Consider the following 17,760-nt stretch of genomic DNA (forward strand, 5'->3'; position numbering starts at 1 on the left):
GACGTCCTGCTCCGGGTGGGCGAACGTCAGGTCTTGGTGCGGAACTTGTGGATCGCGACCGGTGCCATGACCGCCGTGATCGCCACCGACCAGGCCACGGTCACCCACAGGTCGTGCGCCACCGGGCCGCCGACCATCAGGCCGCGGGCCGCGTCCGCGAGCGTGGACAGCGGGTTGTAGTCGGTGAAGGCCTGCAGCCAGCCAGGCATCGACTTGGTCGGCGCGAAGATCGACGAGCCGAACTGCAGCGGGAACAGCACCAGGAAGCCCATCGCCTGCACGGACTGCGCGTTCTTCAGGATCACGCCGAGGGTGAGGAACACCCACATGATCGAGGAGGCGAACAGCGCGGACAGACCCACCGCCGCGAACAGGCCCGCCCAGTGGGTGATGTGGAAGCCGACCAGGACGGAGACGACCATCAGCACGGCCGTCGCGAACAGCATCCGCCCCAGCTCGACGGCGATCTTCGCGAACAGCACGGACCCGCGGCCGATCGGCAGTGACCGGAACCGGTCCATGACGCCGCTGTTGAAGTCCTGGCTGAACCCGGTGCCGACACCCTGGGACAGCGTCATGCTCATCATCGCGATCATGCCCGGGATGACGTACTGCACGTACTTCCCCTGGCCGCCGCCCAGCGCCTGCCCGATCGAGCCGCCGAAGACGTACACGAACAGCAGGGTGAAGACGACCGGCATCAGCAGCGCGTCGAACATCGACTCCGGGTCCTGGCGGATCCAGAGCAGATTGCGGCGGATGAGCGCGCCGGTGTGCCGCAGATGCCCGCGCAGCGGGATCCGGACGTCGGCGTCGGCGGGGGCGATGGTGGTGATTGAAGGGGCGGCGCGAAGCGTCTCGTTCAGGGTGGTGGTGGACGACGGGTGGGCGCTCATACGGCGACCTCCTCGCGGGAGTCGGCGGGCGTGGTGTCCTGCGGGGCAGTGGCGCGGTGGCCGGTGAGGGACAGGAACACCTCGTCCAGGCTGGGCAGTTCGGTGGTGATGGAGGAGATCGTGATGCCGCGCGCGGAGACGGCGCCGACCACGGCGGTCAGCTGCTCGTCGCTGAGGATCGGCACCAGCAGGGTTCCGGACTCGGTGTCCACGGTGGTGGTCGCGAGACCCGTGATGCCGAGTTCGTCCAGCATCGCGGCGAGCGGGCGCAGCTGCAGCGGGTCGACCGGCCGGATCCGGAGGGTGCGTCCGCCGACGCGGGCCTTCAGCTCCTCGATCCCGCCGTTGGCGATGACCTTGCCGCGGTCGACCACGGTCAGCTCGGAGGCGAGCTGCTCGGCCTCCTCCATGTACTGGGTGGTCAGCAGCACGGTGACGCCGTCGCCGACCATCGCCTTCACCTCGTCCCACACCTCGTTGCGGGTACGGGGGTCGAGTCCGGTGGTCGGCTCGTCGAGGTACAGCACGGCCGGCCGCCCGATCATCGAGGCGGCGAGATCGAGCCGCCGCCGCATACCGCCGGAGTACGTGCTCGCCGGCCGCCTGGCCGCCTCCGTCAGGGAGAACCGCTCCAGCAGCTCGTCGGCGCGGGCGCGGGCGTCCTTGCGGGGCAGGTCCAGCAGCCGGCCGATCATGTACAGGTTCTCCCAGCCGGGCAGCTTCTCGTCCACGGAGGCGTACTGCCCGGTGAGCCCTATCACCCGGCGCAGCTGTCGGGGCTGCCGTACGACGTCGTACCCGGCCACGGTGGCCCGGCCGGCGTCCGGGGTGATCAAGGTGGACAGGATCCGCACGAGGGTGGTCTTGCCGGCGCCGTTCGGACCGAGCACACCCATCACGGTGCCCTCGCGCACGTCCAGGTCGACACCGTCCAGCGCCTTGGTCTCGCCGTAGTGCTTGACCAGCCCCCGCACCGTCACGGCGTGGCCTCCGCCGACGGGGTTGTCATCGATTCGCGTCATGGGGAAGACGGTGCCAGGGCCCGCCGACAAACCACCGACAGCCGACCGACAGCACGCCGACACGCCCGGGGTCAGTGCTGCAGCGCCCCCGACCCCTCCGGCACGTGGGAGGCGACCAGCCTCTCCCGCCCCGCCGACGGAGTCACCCGGCGCCGGTCCACCGCGTACGCCACGCTCGCCACGCCCACCCCCAGCACCGCCAGCATGGCGCCGGCCAGCGCGGGGGACGTCGTACCGAAGCCCGCCGCCAGTGCCAGGCCGCCGATCCAGGCGCCGCCGGCGTTCGACAGGTTGAAGGCCGCCTGGTTGGCCGAGGAGGCCAGCGAGGGAGCCGCGGCCGCCTTCTCCATCACCATCAGCTGCAGCGGCGAACCCGTGATGAACGCCGCCATGCCCAGCAGGGTCACCGCGAGCGCCGCGCTCCACTCCGCCCGCATGAGGAGGGGGAACAGCAGGAGCACGAGCCCCAGCGAGGCCAGGCCGCCGAACAGCGTGCCCCGCAGCGAGTGGTCCGCCAGGCGGCCGCCCAGCAGGTTGCCCGCCGTGGCGCCCACCCCGAACAGGGCCAGGAGCAGTGTCACGTCGCCCTCCGCGAACCCGGCCGACCCGGTCAGCATCGGGGTCACGTAGCTGTAGGCCGCGAAGAGCGCGCCGAAGCCCGCCACCGTCGTCCCCAGGGCCAGCCAGACCGGGAGGGACTTCAGCGCGGCCAGTTCGCCGCGCAGGCCGCTCGAGGAGGCGGCGTGTCCGCGGTCGTGCGGGATCAGCAGCGCCAGCGAGGCGATCGCCGCGAGGCCGATCGCGCTCACACCCAGGAAGGCGGCCCGCCAGCCCAGGTGCTGGCCCATCAGCGTGGCCGCCGGTACGCCCGCGATGTTGGCGACGGTCAGGCCGAGGAACATCAGGGACACCGAGCGGGCCTTGCGCTCCGGCGGGACCATGGTCGTGGCGACGACCGCTCCCACGCCGAAGAAGGCGCCGTGCGGCAGGCCGCTGAGGAAGCGGGCGGCCAGGAGGGAGTCGTTTCCGGGGGCGAACGCCGAGAGGGCGTTGCCCGCCACGAACAGGGCCATCAGGGCGATCAGGACCGTGCGGCGGGACATGCGGGCCGTGAGCGCGGCCAGCAGCGGGGCGCCGATCACCACGCCCAACGCGTACGCCGAGACCAGGTGACCGGCGGCGGGGATCGAGATGTGCAGGTCGTCCGCGACGTCGGGCAGCAGGCCCATCATCACGAACTCGGTCGTACCTATGCCGAAAGCGCCGACGGCCAGAGCGAGCAGGGCCAGGGGCATGAAGGGCCTGTGCCTTTCGAAGTCAGAGAGGAGTTGGAGAGCGGAGTTCCGTACATCTTATGTTCAGTTGCGGAACAAAGCCTCTCAGGCCCAGTATTCCAAGGGGTTACGCCGACGTGTCCAGCTTCACACGGGCAGCCACCGGAAGGTGGTCGCTGCCGGTGCGCGGCAGTGTCCAGGAACTCTCCGGAGCCATGCCCCTGACCATGATCTGGTCGATCCGCGCCATCGGGAACGACGCCGGCCAGCTGAACCCGAAGCCGCTGCCCGCCGCGCCCTGCGTGGAGCGCATCTGGGAGGTGACGGCGTTGAGCGAACGGTCGTTCATGGTGCCGTTCAGGTCGCCGAGCAGCACCACCCGCTTCAGCGGCTCGTCGGCGATGGCCTCGCCGAGCGCGTCGGCGCTCTTGTCGCGCTGCCGTGCGGTGAACCCGGCCTCCACCTTCACCCGCACCGAGGGCATATGGGCGACGTACACCGCGATGGGGCCCTTCGGCGTGGTCACGGTGGCGCGCATCGCGCGCTTCCAGCCGAGCTTGATGTCCACCGCCCGCGCGTCGCTCATCGGGTACTTGCTCCACAGACCGACCGTGCCCTCGATGCCGTGGTACCTGTACGTCGGCGCGAGCGCCTCCTCGTAGGTGGACACGGCCGTCCCCGGGACTTCCTCCAGAGCCACCACGTCGGCGCCGGAGGCGGCCACCTCACGGGCCGTCGCGGCGGGGTCGGGGTTCTCGGCGTTGACGTTGTGCGACGCCACCATCAGGTCGCCGCCCGAGCCCGTCTTGTCGGTGAGCAGCCCGCCGAAGAGGTTCAGCCACACGACGGCCGGAAGGAGTACGGCGATCAGCGCGGTCGCCGACCTCCGCAGCAGCCCGAGGAGCAGCAGTACCGGGACGGCGAGGCCGAGCCACGGCAGAAACGTCTCGGTGAGGCTGCCGAGGTTGCCCACCTGGTTCGGGATGCGCGAGTGCAGCAGCATCACCAGGGCGAGCAGGAGGGCGAGGAGCGCGAGGACGATGCCCCGGCGCCAGATGCGCGGGTCGCCGCGCCAGCCGGCCAGCAGGCGGTGCACCAGGCGCCGAAGCCGGGATCCGGGTCGCTCGGGCCCCGAGCCGCCGTTGTCCGTCTCCGTCATGTACGCCTGCTGCGCCATACCGTCTGCCTCACTGCCTGCCGTGCACACCGTCGTTCCCCCGTGTTCTTCCGACCCTAGGGGATGATCGGCTCCGCTCCCGCCGTCCCATGACGGCCGTACGGAAGACGAGGACGATCGAGGCGGGGCAGGGAGTTCCGGTTACCCCCGAAACCGTGGGGTCTGTGACAGAACGCGCACATGAGCGCTACGAGGCTGTCGAGCTGACGGGCCGTAGGCCTTCCAGAACGGAGTCGACGATCTGCTCGGCCAGGCCCTCGGGCAGTGCGCCGTCGCGGCGCAGGACGGAGCGCACGAGCATGGGGCCGACGAACATGTCGTTGGCCAGCTCCAGGTCGACGTCCGCGCGCAGTTCGCCGTTGCGCTGTCCGCGGCGCAGCACTTCGAGACCGAGGGCGCGCCGGGGCTCGACGACCGCGGCGTGGTACGCCGACCAGATCCTGGGGCTGGACTTCATCTGGGCGTAGACGTTGTGCAGGATCGCGGAGGAGCGGCTGACCAGGCCGCGTTGGCGCAGCGACTCCAGCAGGGCGACCAGGTCGTCGCGCATGGAGGTGCCGGGGAGTACCGGGTCGGGGGGTTCGGCGGCGCGCATGACGTCGACGAACAGTTCCTCCTTGCCGCTCCAGCGGCGGTAGATGGTGGCCTTGCCGACCCCGGCCGTGCGCGCGACGCGCTCGATGGAGAGTTCGGCGAGCGGTACGCCGTCCTCCAGGAGCTTCATCACGCCTTCCAGAATGGCCCGTTCCACGGCCTCGCTGCGGGGTCGCCCCCGCACGGGCCCGTCCGGTCGCGGCCGGCTCTCGGCAAGGCTCACGTCGTCCGTCCTCTCACTGTGCTGCGGGAATTGTCCCGCAGCGGCCTCCTTCCCCCGTGTACGACTGCGTACGACCGTTGTACGACCGCGGTCCGCGTCAGTCCGCGGCCGCGACCAACTCCGCTTCCTGCTCGCCCGCTTGAGCGGCCGGCGGCCTGCCGGGCAGGAACAGGGCCGTCACCACGGCGCCGATCAGCGCCACGCCCACTCCGCACAGGGCGGTGACGTGCATGGCGTGCAGGAACGCGTCGTTGGCCGGGGTGACCAGGGCCTTGCCCCGCGGGCCGAGCTTGCCGGCGATGCCGAGGGTGGCCTCGATGGACTCGGCCGCCTTGTCGCGCAGGGCGGGCGGCAGCATGCCGAGCCTGTCCTCGATGCCGTTGCGGTAGGACGCGGCGAGCACCGAGCCGAGTACGGCGATGCCGAGGGCGCCGCCCACCTGGCGGAAGGTGTTGCTGAGCGCGGAGGCGGAGCCGGCCTTCTCGCGCGGCAGGGCCTGCATGATGACGACCGAGGTCGGGGTCATGATGTGCGCCATGCCGGTGCCCATGAGGAAGAAGACGACCTCGAGGACCCAGATCGGGGTGTCGGCCTCGAACGTGGCGAACGCGGCCAGGGTGGCGGCGATCAGCACCATTCCGGCGGTGGTGGTGGCCTTGTTGCCGAACCGGTCGACCAGCAGCCGGGCGCGCGGCGCGAAGATCAGCTGGGCGCAGGCGAGCGGCAGCATCAGCACACCGGACTCCAGCGGCGAGTAGCCGCGCACGCTCTGGGTGTAGAAGACGCCGAAGAACGTGACGCCCATCAGCGCGAAGAAGACCAGCGCGATGGCGGTCATGGCGGCCGAGAAGACCTTGTTCTTGAAGTAGGTGATGTCGAGCGACGGGTGGTCGCTGCGCTTCTCGAAGACGACGAAGCCGGCCAGCACGACGAGACCGGCGACGATGGTCGCCAGCACCTTGGCGTCGGTGAAGTCGGCGAGTTCGCCGCCCTTGATGATGCCGTAGACCAGCAGGACCAGGCCGACGACGGACAGGACGACGCCGACGGGGTCGAGGCGGCCGGGCCTGGGATCACGGGAGTCGGGCACCAGCCAGGTCATCAGGACCAGTGCGACGATCACGATCGGTACGTTGACGAAGAAGACCGAGCCCCACCAGAAGTGGTCGAGGAGCGCGCCGCCGGTGATCGGCCCGATGGCGATCGCGAGGCCGACGCCGCCCGCCCAGATGCCGATGGCCTTGGGCTGCTCCTCGCGCTCGAAGACGTTCATCAGGACGGCGAGGGTGGCGGGCATGACGAAGGCGGCACCGAGGGCCATCAGTGCGCGGTAGGCGATCAGCTGGCCCGGCGAGCCGGACTCGGCGGCCAGCATCGAGCCGATGCCGAACACGGCGATGCCGCCGAGCAGCACCTTCTTGCGGCCGAGGCGGTCGCCGATGAGGCCGGCGGTGAACAGCAGGCCGGCGAAGACGAGGGTGTAGGCGTTGATCGCCCACTCGATCTGGCCCTGGGTGGCGCCGAGGCCGGTCGGCGCGGGGCTGGAGATGGTCTTGATGGCGACGTTCAGGATCGAGTTGTCGAGCACCACGATCAGCAGGCTCAGCATCAACACGCCGAGGATCGCCCAACGGCGCCGGTGCACCGCTTCCGGTATCCGGGAGGCAGGGACGGGACTTGTCATGTGTTCGAGCCTAAGGCCATTTCGATACGGAACGGTCTCGTATCTAACTTCTTTACCAAGGCCTTACACGGCTCGTTCATGGCTCGCGTCCGGCAGGGGCGCGGATCGGCCATGGGTGGGGATCACAGCCGACCCCCCTGGCCCTGACTGGCACGAGGTGCCACCATGGAAGCGATCCGGGGACGCCGTCAGGGCGCCTCGAGATGACTGAAGGAGCCGTTGCCATGACGCAGCTTTCGGCTGCCCAGCACAAGCCTTCCGACGGCAGCAAGGCGCTGTACGGGGGGAAGGGCACCCGCCGCATCACCGTCCGCGACATCACCCTCGCCAAGGAACGCGGCGAGAAGTGGCCCATGCTCACCGCCTACGACGCGATGACCGCGTCCGTCTTCGACGAGGCCGGGATCCCGGTGATCCTGGTCGGCGACTCGGCGGGCAACTGCCACCTCGGGTACGAGACGACCGTGCCCGTCACCCTCGACGAGATGACCATGCTGTCGGCGGCCGTCGTACGCGGCACGCAGCGCGCCATGATCGTCGGCGACCTCCCCTTCGGCTCCTACCAGGAGGGCCCGGTGCAGGCGCTGCGCTCGGCGACCCGGCTGGTGAAGGAGGCGGGCGTCGGCGCGGTCAAGCTGGAGGGCGGCGAGCGCTCGCACGAGCAGATCCGGCTCCTGGTCGAGTCCGGCATCCCGGTCATGGCCCACATCGGCCTGACCCCGCAGTCCGTGAACGCGATGGGCTACCGCGTGCAGGGGCGCGGCGAGGAGGCGGCACAGCAGCTGCTGCGCGACGCCAAGGCCGTACAGGACGCCGGCGCCTTCGCCGTCGTCCTCGAACTCGTCCCGGCGGAGCTGGCGGCCGAGGTGACGCGGGTGCTGCACATCCCGACGGTCGGGATCGGCGCCGGTCCCGAGACGGACGCGCAGGTCCTGGTCTGGACGGACATGCTCGGGCTGACCTCCGGCCGGGTGCCGAAGTTCGTGAAGAAGTACGCCGATCTGCGTGAGGTCATGGGGAACGCGGTGAAGTCGTTCGCCGAGGACGTCGTCTCCGGGACCTTCCCGCTGGAGGAACACTCCGTCCACTGAGCCATTGCGGCAACACCCCGGCAGCCCGCCGATCTTCCCCCGTCGGCGGGCTGCCGCTTTGCGGGGCCCGGAGGACGGGGGCGAACACGGTCGGGCGAACCGGGCCCGCACCCCACCGCCTGCGTAACGCAAAGGGGGCGTGAGGTCACCAGGACCCCACGCCCCCCGCCCCTCAGCGGAGCGTCAGCACATCAGTGCTTCTTCGCGTACGACTGCACGTAGCCGTTCGCCGGCGAACCGACGCCCGTCACGTCGTCGTAGCCCTTCACGGCCTTCAGCGAGCTGTCCTTGCCGAGGCTGCGGACCGAGTACAGCAGCCCGCCCGACGCGTCGAAGCCGTTGGCGAAGTCCACGCGGGCGACCGCCAGGCCGGAGCCGGTCGGGTTGTCCGTGACGTCGTGGAAGACGCCCTTGCCGTACTTGGCGTAGATCGACGGGTTGGCGAAGCCGATCGCCTTGCCGCCGCGCGCCTCCTGGGCCAGGGCCTGGACCGCCGCGATGACCGGAGCGGCGAGCGAGGTGCCGCCGATGCGGTACTCGCTGTACTGCTGCGAGCCGTCCGAGAAGGTCTGGGTCTGGCCGACCAGGAAGCCGGTGTTCGGGTCGGCGATGGCCGCGATGTCCGGGACGACGCGGTTGCCGTCGGCGCTGTTGGCCTTGGCGAGCGAGTCCGGGACGACGCCCTTCTGGTAGTACGGCTCGGCGACCGTCTTGCTGATGCCGCCGCCCGCGCCCGAGGTGAAGGCGCCGGGGAAGTTGGTCCAGCTCTTGCCGTCGGCCGACAGGGTCGCCTTCTCGGTGCCCCAGCCGGTCTCCCACTCGTACGTGTTGCCCTTGCCGACGGCCAGGGACGTACCGCCGACCGCCGTGACCCACGCCGAGTTGGCCGGGGTGTCGACCTGCTTCGTACCGGTGTTGGCGACCTCGTCGCCGTTGTCACCGGAGGAGAAGTAGAAGCCGATGCCCTGCACCGCGCCCAGCTGGAAGACCTGGTCGTAGGCGGCCGCGAGATCCGGGGTCTGGCTGGCCTCGACGTCGCCCCAGGAGTTGGAGACGATGTCGGCCAGGTGGTTGTCGACGACCTTGCTCAGCGAGTCGAGCAGGTCGTTGTCGTAGCAGGACGCGGCGCCCACGTACGTGACGTCGGCGTCCGGCGCGACCGCGTGCACGGCCTCGACGTCGAGGGTCTCCTCGCCGTACCAGCCTGCGGCCTTGCATTCCTTGATCTTGGTGTAGTTCTTCGGCAGCGCCTGGTGCAGCTGGCCGGTCTTCCAGGCCGCGTCACCGTGCTTGACCGCGTACGTGCCCGCGTCGTAGGCGATCGTCGGGGAGGCGTAGGCGTCGGTGATGGCGACGCGGACGCCCTTGCCGGTGTAGTCGCCCGCGCCGTAGGCGGCGCGCAGCTGCTTGCCGGTGTAACCCTTGATCGCGTACGGGATCTTGCCGCCGTACGCGTCCGGCAGGGTCGTCGCGATGTTCGAGCCGTAGTACGAGGAGAACGGCCCGGAGTTCTTGAACACGGCGTCCGGCGGCGGAAGCTGGTCGTCGTGGTTGGCCTTGTGCGGGGCGTTGTCCAGGCCGGTGACGGTCAGGACGGCGCCCTTCAGGCCCTCCGGCACGGTGGCCGCCTGCGCCGGGGCGTGGTAAGTCGCCGAGCCCTTGGCGTAGTTGTGCAGCTGGGTGCCGAAGGCCTTCTCGGCGGCGGCCACGTCACCGGAGACGGCGACGTAGTGCTGGGTGACCTCGGTGACCTTCAGGCCGGCCGACGTCAGCCAGGACTTGACCGCGGCCACCTGGGCCTTGGTGGCCCCGAACTGGGCCTGCGCCTTCTTGGCGTTCAGGTACTTGCCGTACAGCGGCGAGCTGGGGTCGGACACGGCCTTGGCGTAGGCGGCGAGGCCCGCCGCGTCCTTGCCGGCCAGGTAGACCCGGGCGTTCACCTGGGCGCTGTTCGATGTAGCGCCCTTGTCCGCCTTGGGCGTGGCCCACAGCGGCTTGGTGCCTTTGAGTGCGGAACGAGCGGGGCTGTCCGTGGCGTGTGCCGCGGGTATGCCCAGCGCCAGCGCGCCGGCGACCATGGGCAGTGTCGCTGCCATGCTCACGGCGCGCAGCTTGGCGCGGTTGGATCTCATAGAACCCCCTGCGATGCGGTTCGCATGCATGTAGTGGTCGATGCGTCATGCGTCCGCGTGCCGGCCCGCGGCGGTTCGGTCGGCCGTATGGATCACACGATGGGGGTCACTCTTTCGATGAACGGTTCATGCCAGGGGAACGGAAAGGTCAAGAGAAGCTCAAGTAGCCGTCACGTGGGGCGAATTGCACCTTTCGTGCCTCACGGTTGTGTAACGGAAGTGTGTGGCCGCTGTTCACGAACCACCCGTTCACCGTTCACCGATCGCCGGTACGAACCGCCGGTCACGAACCCGCCGGTCACGAACGTGGCGCGACGCCCCGCTCCTTGAGCATCTGAGCCATCACCTGGAGCTCGGACTGCTGCGCGTCGACCATGCCCTGCGCGAGCCGCTTCTCCACGCCGACGGTGCACTTGGCGACACAGCCCTCCGCCATGTGGATCCCGCCCTTATGATGGTCCGTCATCAGCTGCAGGTACAGGATCTCGGCCTGCTTGCCGCTCAGCGACTGGAGCTTCCTCAGCTCCGTGTTCGTCGCCATGCCCGGCATCAGCGAGCCGTCCCCGCGCTCGGGCATGTCGCCCATGCCCATCCAGGCCATGGGCGGCTTCTCCGACACCTTCGGCAGTTCCCACAGATCCAGCCAGCCGAGCAGCATGCCGCGCTGGTTGGCCTGCGTCTGCGCGATGTCGTAGGCGAGCCGCCGCACTTCCTCGTTCTTCGTGCGGTCCCGGACGATGTACGACATCTCGACGGCCTGCTGGTGGTGCACGGCCATGTCCCGCGCGAACCCGGCGTCCGCCGACTCGGCGGCCGGCGTCTGCACGGCCGGCCCGCCGCTCGTGTTCTCGGCGACCGCGTACGTGACCGCGCCGGCCGCGACGAGCACCGCCGCCGCGGCCCCGGCGATCCAGCCGACGTGCCGACGCCTCACTACATCGCCCCGCTGGTGCAGGCGGCGCCCGGCTCCGGGGTCTGCGGGCCCTGGACGTAGGCCTTGAAGAACTTGTTCACCTCGGGGTCGTCCGCGCTCTTGACGGCCACCTGGTGGCCCCAGGCCGACAGGATCAGCGGCGCCGCCTGGTTCTCGTACGGGCTCATCAGCGAGAACGACGTCTTCTTCACCTTCGCCGCCAGCGCGTCGACGTCGGCCTTCTTCGCCTTGCTGGTGTACGTCACCCAGACCGCGCCGTGCTCCAGCGAGTGCACGGCGTTCTCGTCCTGCAGCGGCTTGGTGTAGACGGTGCCGTCGCAGGTCGCCCAGATCGGGTTGTGGTTGCCGCCGACCGGCGGGTGCATCGGGTACGACACCTTGGCCGTCACGTGCGTCCGCGGCAGCTTGCCGCTCCAGGTCTGCACGCCGTCCTTGCCGGTGGTCCAGTGCCCGGAGTCACCGGAGGAGGTCTTGGAGTCGTTCGCGCTGTTCTTCTTGTTGTCGGACTGGGAGTTCACGAGGACCACACCGCCGACCACGAGGCCGGCGACGACCACCACGCTCGCGGCGATGGTGAGCGCGCGGTTGCGGCGCTCGCGCGCCCGCTCGGCACGGCGCATCTCCTCTATGCGCGCCTTGCGCGCCGCGCTGCTGTTCTTGGCGGAACCCATGAGGTGTCCTTCTGGGGAAAGGGCCGGCAACGGGAAGGGTGGGGCCCGCCGATCGTAATGGGGAGGGGGCGGGCTTCCGTAGAGAGGGCCCGGCTAAGAGCTGACCGACGGATAATTTGAACCGCGGATGCGCATTACCTACGCTCGTGGTATGCGGCTCCTGCGTTCCACCGACCTGGCCCTGCGCGTCCTGATGCGACTGGCCGTGGCGGCCGACGCCACGCCCACCACACGCCAGGTCGCGGCGGACATGGACGTGCCCTACACGCACGCCGCGAAGGTCGTCGCCGAACTCCAGCACCTGGGCCTCGTGGACGCCCGGCGCGGCCGGGGCGGCGGCCTCGCCCTCGCCGCCGAGGGCCGTACCGCCTCGGTCGGCGCGGTGGTGCGCACCTTCGAGGGCGACGGGGACGTGGTCGACTGCGAGGGTACGGCGGGTACGGCCCCCTGCCCGCTGAACACCGGCTGCCGCCTGCGCGGTGCCCTGCGCCGGGCCCAGGAGGCGTTCTACGCGGCGCTGGACCCGGTCACGGTCGCCGAGCTGGTCGCCGAGCCGACGGGCCCGCTGCTGCTGGGGATCTCCCGTGGGCCGCAAGGCGGTTGACGGTTCTCGACGCGGCGCGTTCACCAGTGGGCGTTAAGGTGCGCGCGTGATGGAGGGGAACCAGGGGACGGACGACGAACGGTGGAACGAGTTCGTCAGGGAGTTCGAGAAGAGCGGGGGGACCCGCGGCACGGGGATGTGCGAGCCGGGCGCGGCTGAGCGCGGGACCGAGGCCGAGGCCGCCGCGAAGCGTCCGCGGCGCCGGAGGCTCCTGGCGGCGACGGCCGTCGCCGGTGCCGTCACGGTGGTGGCCGGGGTGGGATTCGGGCTGAGCGCGGGGCACGGGACGCGGCACGAGACGGCGGCCAGGGCGGCGGGACACCCGCCCAGCCGGAAGACCGCCCCCGCGGAGGCGTCCACGGCGTCGATGCCGATGCTCACCGAGGACCAGGCGTTCCCTGCCCACGTCGACGGCTATGCCAAGGTCATGCAGACGGGCGGCCCGAACTGCACGAGCGCGATCGGCCCGAACCTGGCCCGGCTGATCCGCGAGAGCAAAGGCTGTCAGGGTGTGATCGGGGCCCTGTACAAGGACGGGTCGGACAACCAGTACACGATCGTCGCGTTCGGCATGAAGGACCGGGCCGACGTCGTCCGCCTCACCACGATCCTGACCATGAACGACACGGATTACGAGGTGCCGGTGCTGAGGCCGCCCGCCGGATCCGGTCTGAAGACGTTGCCGGCGGACAGCGGGGTGGCGCAGGCCTTCGCCGGCGACGACAGGCTGCTGGTGGTCGGCATGGCCCAGTGGTCGGACGGCCGCGCCGCCGACTTCGGGGGCCTGGCCGACGAGCTCCGGCCCCTCATGGAAAGGGTGAGGAAGGAAGCCGGCGCGCACGACCGCGGCTGAGCGGGGTCAGGCGGCCTGCCGGGCCAGCCACAGGTCCGGGCCGAACACCTCGTAGTGGATGTCGGCCGGTGCCACACCCTTCTCGATCAGCTGGGTGCGCACCACGCGCATGAACGGCAGCGGGCCGCACAGGTACGCGCGCGTGCCGGCCGGTACCGCGATGCCGGCGAGGTCGACCAGGCCGGTGCGGGTGCCCGGCTCGGCGTCCCGCTCGTAGAAGAAGTGCACGGACGCGCCCGCGAGCTTGCCGGCGTACATCTCGTGGTCGGTGCGCAGGGCGTGGTCGGCGGGGGAGCGGTCGCCGTGGACGACGGTGACCGGGCCGCCGTGGCCGCCTGCCGCGAGGTCGGCCAGCATCGCGATCATCGGGGTCACACCGATGCCGGCGGAGGCGAGCAGCAGGGGGGTCCCGGCGCCGTCGGCGTCCAGGACGAGGTCGCCGTACGGCTCGGACAGGTGGACGACGTCGCCGACCCGCACGCGCGCGTGGAGGTGGTTCGAGACCTCGCCGTCGGGCGCCGCGTCGTCGCCGCTCACGCGCTTGACGCTGAACTGGCGGAGGGTGTCGCCGGGCGCGCCGGACAGGCTGTACTGCCGTATCTGCCGGGCGCCGTCGGGCAGTTCGACCTGGGCGGAGACGTACTGGCCGGCGCGGAAGCCGCGCACCGGGCCGCCGTCGGCGGGCCGCAGCCGGAAGGTGACGACGTCCGCCGTCTCCTCGATGCGCTCCACGACCTCCCAGGGCCGGCGCTCGCTGCTGCCGCTCTCCTCGTACAGCCGCTTCTCGATGGCGATGAGCGCGTTCGCCATCAGCCAGTAGACCTCGGTCCAGGCGGCGGCCACCTCGGGGGTGACGGCCTCGCCGAGGATGTCGGCGATGGCGGCGAAGAGGTGCTCGTGCACGATCGGGTAGTGCTCGGGGGCCACGCCGAGGGAGGCGTGCTTGTGGGCGATGCGGCCGAGCATCGCGTCCGGCCGCTGGTCCGGGTGCTCCACCAGGTGGGTGGCGAAGGCGGCGATGGATCCGGCGAGGGCCTGCTTCTGGGCGCCGGAGGCCTGGTTGCCGCGGTTGAACAGGTCCCGCAGCAGTTCGGGGTGGGCGGTGAAGAGGCGGGCGTAGAAGCGCTCGGTGATCTCGCCGATGGCCGCGCCGACGGCGGGGAGAGTGGCGCGGACGGTGGCTGCGGACTGTTCGGACAGCATCGGAACTCCAATCGGCTCAACTGATCAGAACCCTAGGAAAAGTTGCATCTGAGATGCAAATTAAGCGGTCGTGGCATCGGTCACGCCTTCGGCGAATCGGCCATTACGGATATCGGTCCGAGCAGGCAAGATGGGCGACACGGCAGTACACCTGCCGTACGAGAGGCGTTCAGGCCGAGGATGCATCCGCGATCAAGGTCCGCAACGCGCATGAAATGGTGTTGTGGTGGGATGCTCAGGTGCCCGACCGCCTCCCGCGGGACGGGGGACAGGCGGCCTGACCAGCAAGGATGGGGTAGCGGAAGATGGACAAGCAGCAGGAGTTCGTGCTCCGGACGTTGGAGGAGCGCGACATCCGGTTCGTACGCCTGTGGTTCACGGACGTGCTGGGCTTCCTGAAGTCCGTCGCCGTGGCCCCCGCCGAGCTGGAGCAGGCCTTCGACGAGGGCATCGGCTTCGACGGCTCGGCCATCGAGGGCTTCGCCCGTGTCTACGAGTCCGACATGATCGCCAAGCCGGACCCCTCCACCTTCCAGGTCCTGCCCTGGCGCGCGGAGACCCCCGGCACCGCCCGCATGTTCTGCGACATCCTCATGCCGGACGGCTCCCCGTCCTTCGCGGACCCCCGCTATGTGCTGAAGCGTGCCCTGGCCCGCACCTCCGACCTGGGCTTCACCTTCTACACCCACCCCGAGATCGAGTTCTTCCTGCTGAAGGACCGCCCGCTGGACGGCTCCCGCCCCACCCCGGCCGACAACTCGGGCTACTTCGACCACACCCCGACCAACGTCGGCATGGACTTCCGCCGCCAGGCGATCACCATGCTGGAGTCCATGGGCATCTCGGTGGAGTTCTCCCACCACGAGGGCGCGCCCGGCCAGCAGGAGATCGACCTGCGCTACGCCGACGCGCTCTCCACGGCCGACAACATCATGACGTTCCGCCTGGTCATGAAGCAGGTGGCGCTGGAGCAGGGGGTGCAGGCGACCTTCATGCCGAAGCCCTTCTCCGAGCACCCGGGCAGCGGCATGCACACGCACCTCTCCCTCTTCGAGGGAGACCGGAACGCGTTCTACGAGTCCGGCGCGGAATTCCAGCTCTCCAAGGTCGGCCGATCCTTCATCGCGGGCCTGCTCAAGCACGCGGCGGAGATCTCCGCGGTCACCAACCAGTGGGTGAACTCCTACAAGCGCATCTGGGGCGGCTCCGAGCGCACGGCCGGCGCCGGCGGCGAGGCCCCGTCCTACATCTGCTGGGGCCACAACAACCGCAGCGCCCTGGTCCGCGTCCCGATGTACAAGCCCGGCAAGACCGGCTCGGCCCGCGTGGAGGTCCGCTCCCTGGACTCGGGCGCCAACCCCTACCTGGCCTACGCCGTCCTCCTGGCCGCGGGCCTGAAGGGCATCGAGGAGGGCTACGAGCTCCCGCCGGGCGCCGAGGACGACGTCTGGGCCCTCTCCGACGCCGAGCGCCGCGCGATGGGTATCGAGCCCCTCCCGCAGAACCTCGGCGAGTCCCTGACCCTCATGGAACGCAGCGACCTGGTCGCCGAGACCCTCGGCGAACACGTCTTCGACTTCTTCCTGCGCAACAAGCGCCAGGAGTGGGAGGAGTACCGGTCCGAGGTCACGGCGTTCGAGCTGCGGAAGAACCTGCCGGTGCTGTAGGGGCAGGCGAGGGCGGGTTTCCGCCGAAACGATCCCTTGGGGCCGACGGTCGTGGACCGCCGGCCCCGGTGCGTCTGGCGAGCGCCGGGCCGCCTCTGGGCCGTCGGAACGGATGCTCACCGCGCCGTAGCCGCGCCTGTGCGGCCCTGGGAGTCGGCTCAGGGGTGGACCGGAGAACCCGCCGGCGTTGCCGGACCGAGGCCGGCCGCTTGCGACCCGGACTCTCCATCCGGTTTACCTGCAGACGGTGAATCAAGGGACGGGAATGACAGGATCACCGATTCCCGGGACGAGGGCGGCTCTTCCCGGGACGAGGGCGGCTCGGTGATTCGGCCGACGCGCTCCAGGCGGGCGATGACGCCGGAGGAGTCGCCGAAGTTCGGCAGCTCGGTGGTCAGGATCATCAGCCGGGTGGGCGGCTTGCCCGTCCACGGGTCGCGGAACTTGCGGCGGGGTCGCAGATGACGCGGATCTCGGACGCAGACCATCCCTTCGTGGTACAAGTTGGACATGACGGATGGGCGGCGGACGACCGGGCGGTCGCGGTCCCCGGAGGCACGCCGCTGGGTGAGGTTCGGTTTGGCGGTGCTTGGCTTCGGCGGCGCCGCTGTTGTCGTGCACGTCTGGCTGGGGCAGTCATGGCGCGATGTCCTGCTGATGGCCGCTTCGCTGGCGTTCGTGTGGGTGGCCGTCAGAGAGGCCCTGGAGGGCAGGCGCCGTGGGCGGACTGGGCGGCGGGACCGTTGAAGGCCGGCCGCGGAAACGGTTCCGCTTGAAGATCGCCTTGCGGACGTTGACCGTGGTTCCGCGGCCGTGGCCGCGCGTGTGAGGAACTCGGATCGGCCGTGCGGGCCCGGTGAACCTTCCGGGTCCGGCCCGCGTCTTCCCGCGCGACCGTCACCACACGCCCAGGAGAACAGACCGTGGCCGACACAGACGTTGAGCAGAGCGACGAGCGGGGTTACGACCAGGGGCCCTGGTGGGCGGGCCTCGGGACGTGGGGGGCGGTCGCACTGATCGTCTTCGGGGGCCTCGCGGCAGCGTGGGTCTTTCTCCGGCTGCCCGGCACCCCGCAGGAGCCGGCGTCCGGCTACTACCAGGCCGCCAGGGTCATCGCCATCGGCCTGGTGATCGCGGGAGGCACCTTGCTGGGCCGCCGTCGCACCCGGGCCGCAGCCACCGAGGAGACGAACGAGCCGGAACGCGCCTGACGCGACCGGCCGGCGAGCGGCGTCAGACGGCGGCAACTTGAATCCCGCAGGACCTTGCGAGTTACTGGCCGAACTCGCAGAACTCGGCTCCCACCGGGCCGTCTGTGGGCCGTCGACGGGTGGCCCACAACGACCGGCGAAGACCAACGATGACTGACTGACCACACGTCGGGGCAGGCTTCCGCGCCTGCCCGCAACGGGCGGCCCGCCCCCGGGGCGAGCCGCCGGCTTTTCACCGCCAGTCCGAGTCCGGGGCGGAGCCGGAGCGGGGCTGCTGGGACCGTTCGTGATGGACGTGCTCGCGGTTGTTGCAGGCGTCGTGCACCGAGCTGCCCGTCCACGGTGCGGTGAGCGGGACGAGCCCGAGGGCCGTCTCACAGAGTTTGTCCGGGGACAGGGGCCGGCCGGCGATGTTGATGCGGCCGCGGGTGCCGTCGCTGTCGGCGTGGGCGGGGGCGGCGAGCGTGAGACCGGCGGCGGTGAGCGCTGCGAGAGCGGTGATCTTCTTCACGCCCTGGTCAACG

At 70.4% G+C, this 17,760-nt stretch carries 16 protein-coding genes; 5 read left to right on the forward strand and 11 right to left on the reverse strand.

The features are described 5' to 3' along the window. Positions 1-26 precede the first annotated feature (26 nt). From ACWGJ5_RS11280 to ACWGJ5_RS11305, 6 genes are all read right to left on the reverse strand, one after another. The gene (locus ACWGJ5_RS11280) at positions 27-896 is read right to left on the reverse strand and encodes an ABC transporter permease (protein ID WP_453309472.1); all 870 of its coding nucleotides are present in this window, start codon (positions 894-896) and stop codon (positions 27-29) included. Continuing rightward, a complete protein-coding gene (locus ACWGJ5_RS11285) occupies positions 893-1,918 on the reverse strand; it encodes an ATP-binding cassette domain-containing protein (RefSeq protein WP_453309473.1) in 1,026 nt (341 codons plus the stop codon). The genes ACWGJ5_RS11280 and ACWGJ5_RS11285 overlap by 4 nt, the downstream gene beginning before the upstream one ends. A gap of 71 nt (positions 1,919-1,989) precedes the next feature. Beyond that, on the reverse strand, positions 1,990-3,213 hold the full coding sequence (locus ACWGJ5_RS11290) for an MFS transporter (RefSeq protein ID WP_453309474.1): 1,224 nt from the start codon (positions 3,211-3,213) through the stop codon (positions 1,990-1,992). A 106-nt stretch (positions 3,214-3,319) separates the two neighbouring features. After that, positions 3,320-4,369, reverse strand: a complete 1,050-nt coding sequence (locus ACWGJ5_RS11295; protein ID WP_453309475.1) for an endonuclease/exonuclease/phosphatase family protein — start codon at positions 4,367-4,369, stop codon at positions 3,320-3,322. Between the two features lie 187 nt (positions 4,370-4,556). Further along, complete coding sequence (locus tag ACWGJ5_RS11300; RefSeq protein ID WP_453309476.1) at positions 4,557-5,186, reverse strand: TetR/AcrR family transcriptional regulator; 630 nt, start codon at positions 5,184-5,186, stop codon at positions 4,557-4,559. 97 nt (positions 5,187-5,283) lie between these two features. After that, complete coding sequence (locus ACWGJ5_RS11305; protein ID WP_453309477.1) at positions 5,284-6,870, reverse strand: MFS transporter; 1,587 nt, start codon at positions 6,868-6,870, stop codon at positions 5,284-5,286. A 224-nt stretch (positions 6,871-7,094) separates the two neighbouring features. Here ACWGJ5_RS11305 and panB point away from each other — a divergent pair, with 224 nt between their 5' ends. Further along, on the forward strand, positions 7,095-7,961 hold the full coding sequence (gene panB / locus ACWGJ5_RS11310) for a 3-methyl-2-oxobutanoate hydroxymethyltransferase (RefSeq protein WP_453309478.1): 867 nt from the start codon (positions 7,095-7,097) through the stop codon (positions 7,959-7,961). A gap of 191 nt (positions 7,962-8,152) precedes the next feature. Here the strand turns inward: panB and ACWGJ5_RS11315 are convergent, their stop codons facing one another. The 3 genes from ACWGJ5_RS11315 to ACWGJ5_RS11325 all read right to left on the reverse strand — a co-directional run bounded on the left by ACWGJ5_RS11315 (position 8,153) and on the right by ACWGJ5_RS11325 (position 11,698). Beyond that, the gene (locus tag ACWGJ5_RS11315; protein ID WP_453309479.1) at positions 8,153-10,093 is read right to left on the reverse strand and encodes a S53 family peptidase; all 1,941 of its coding nucleotides are present in this window, start codon (positions 10,091-10,093) and stop codon (positions 8,153-8,155) included. A 298-nt stretch (positions 10,094-10,391) separates the two neighbouring features. Next, complete coding sequence (locus tag ACWGJ5_RS11320; RefSeq protein ID WP_453309480.1) at positions 10,392-11,027, reverse strand: DUF305 domain-containing protein; 636 nt, start codon at positions 11,025-11,027, stop codon at positions 10,392-10,394. Beyond that, entirely contained in the window at positions 11,027-11,698 is a 672-nt protein-coding gene (locus ACWGJ5_RS11325; RefSeq protein ID WP_453309481.1) for a DUF3105 domain-containing protein, read from the reverse strand. Before ACWGJ5_RS11325 ends, ACWGJ5_RS11320 begins: the two co-directional genes overlap by 1 nt. A gap of 151 nt (positions 11,699-11,849) precedes the next feature. Between ACWGJ5_RS11325 and ACWGJ5_RS11330 the strand changes: the two genes are divergently transcribed. Continuing rightward, the gene (locus tag ACWGJ5_RS11330; RefSeq protein WP_453309482.1) at positions 11,850-12,302 is read left to right on the forward strand and encodes an RrF2 family transcriptional regulator; all 453 of its coding nucleotides are present in this window, start codon (positions 11,850-11,852) and stop codon (positions 12,300-12,302) included. Between the two features lie 49 nt (positions 12,303-12,351). After that, entirely contained in the window at positions 12,352-13,155 is an 804-nt protein-coding gene (locus ACWGJ5_RS11335; protein WP_453309483.1) for a hypothetical protein, read from the forward strand. 6 nt (positions 13,156-13,161) lie between these two features. On the opposite strand, the gene ACWGJ5_RS11340 is transcribed toward ACWGJ5_RS11335, so the two are convergent. Further along, the gene (locus ACWGJ5_RS11340; protein WP_453309484.1) at positions 13,162-14,358 is read right to left on the reverse strand and encodes a globin domain-containing protein; all 1,197 of its coding nucleotides are present in this window, start codon (positions 14,356-14,358) and stop codon (positions 13,162-13,164) included. A 305-nt stretch (positions 14,359-14,663) separates the two neighbouring features. Between ACWGJ5_RS11340 and glnA the strand changes: the two genes are divergently transcribed. Then, entirely contained in the window at positions 14,664-16,025 is a 1,362-nt protein-coding gene (gene glnA, locus ACWGJ5_RS11345; RefSeq protein WP_228619919.1) for a type I glutamate--ammonia ligase, read from the forward strand. Positions 16,026-16,948: 923 nt separating this feature from the next. After that, positions 16,949-17,236: a hypothetical protein gene (locus tag ACWGJ5_RS11350; protein ID WP_453309485.1), complete on the forward strand. Its 288-nt coding sequence runs from the start codon at positions 16,949-16,951 to the stop codon at positions 17,234-17,236. A gap of 232 nt (positions 17,237-17,468) precedes the next feature. Here ACWGJ5_RS11350 and ACWGJ5_RS11355 read toward each other — a convergent pair whose 3' ends face one another. Beyond that, positions 17,469-17,747: a hypothetical protein gene (locus tag ACWGJ5_RS11355; protein WP_453309486.1), complete on the reverse strand. Its 279-nt coding sequence runs from the start codon at positions 17,745-17,747 to the stop codon at positions 17,469-17,471. Positions 17,748-17,760: the final 13 nt, after the last annotated feature.

Source organism: Streptomyces sp. NPDC054783 (assembly GCF_053611725.1).

What these genes read in the sequence shown, in the direction of transcription:
- ACWGJ5_RS11280 (WP_453309472.1), bottom strand. Translation starts at nt 896, where the DNA reads ATGAGCGCCCACCCGTCGTCCACCACCACCCTGAACGAGACGCTTCGC.
- ACWGJ5_RS11285 (WP_453309473.1), bottom strand. Translation starts at nt 1,918, where the DNA reads ATGACGCGAATCGATGACAACCCCGTCGGCGGAGGCCACGCCGTGACG.
- ACWGJ5_RS11290 (WP_453309474.1), bottom strand. Translation starts at nt 3,213, where the DNA reads ATGCCCCTGGCCCTGCTCGCTCTGGCCGTCGGCGCTTTCGGCATAGGT.
- ACWGJ5_RS11295 (WP_453309475.1), bottom strand. Translation starts at nt 4,369, where the DNA reads ATGGCGCAGCAGGCGTACATGACGGAGACGGACAACGGCGGCTCGGGG.
- ACWGJ5_RS11305 (WP_453309477.1), bottom strand. Translation starts at nt 6,870, where the DNA reads ATGACAAGTCCCGTCCCTGCCTCCCGGATACCGGAAGCGGTGCACCGG.
- panB (WP_453309478.1), top strand. Translation starts at nt 7,095, where the DNA reads ATGACGCAGCTTTCGGCTGCCCAGCACAAGCCTTCCGACGGCAGCAAG.
- ACWGJ5_RS11315 (WP_453309479.1), bottom strand. Translation starts at nt 10,093, where the DNA reads ATGAGATCCAACCGCGCCAAGCTGCGCGCCGTGAGCATGGCAGCGACA.
- ACWGJ5_RS11325 (WP_453309481.1), bottom strand. Translation starts at nt 11,698, where the DNA reads ATGGGTTCCGCCAAGAACAGCAGCGCGGCGCGCAAGGCGCGCATAGAG.
- ACWGJ5_RS11330 (WP_453309482.1), top strand. Translation starts at nt 11,850, where the DNA reads ATGCGGCTCCTGCGTTCCACCGACCTGGCCCTGCGCGTCCTGATGCGA.
- ACWGJ5_RS11335 (WP_453309483.1), top strand. Translation starts at nt 12,352, where the DNA reads ATGGAGGGGAACCAGGGGACGGACGACGAACGGTGGAACGAGTTCGTC.
- ACWGJ5_RS11340 (WP_453309484.1), bottom strand. Translation starts at nt 14,358, where the DNA reads ATGCTGTCCGAACAGTCCGCAGCCACCGTCCGCGCCACTCTCCCCGCC.
- glnA (WP_228619919.1), top strand. Translation starts at nt 14,664, where the DNA reads ATGGACAAGCAGCAGGAGTTCGTGCTCCGGACGTTGGAGGAGCGCGAC.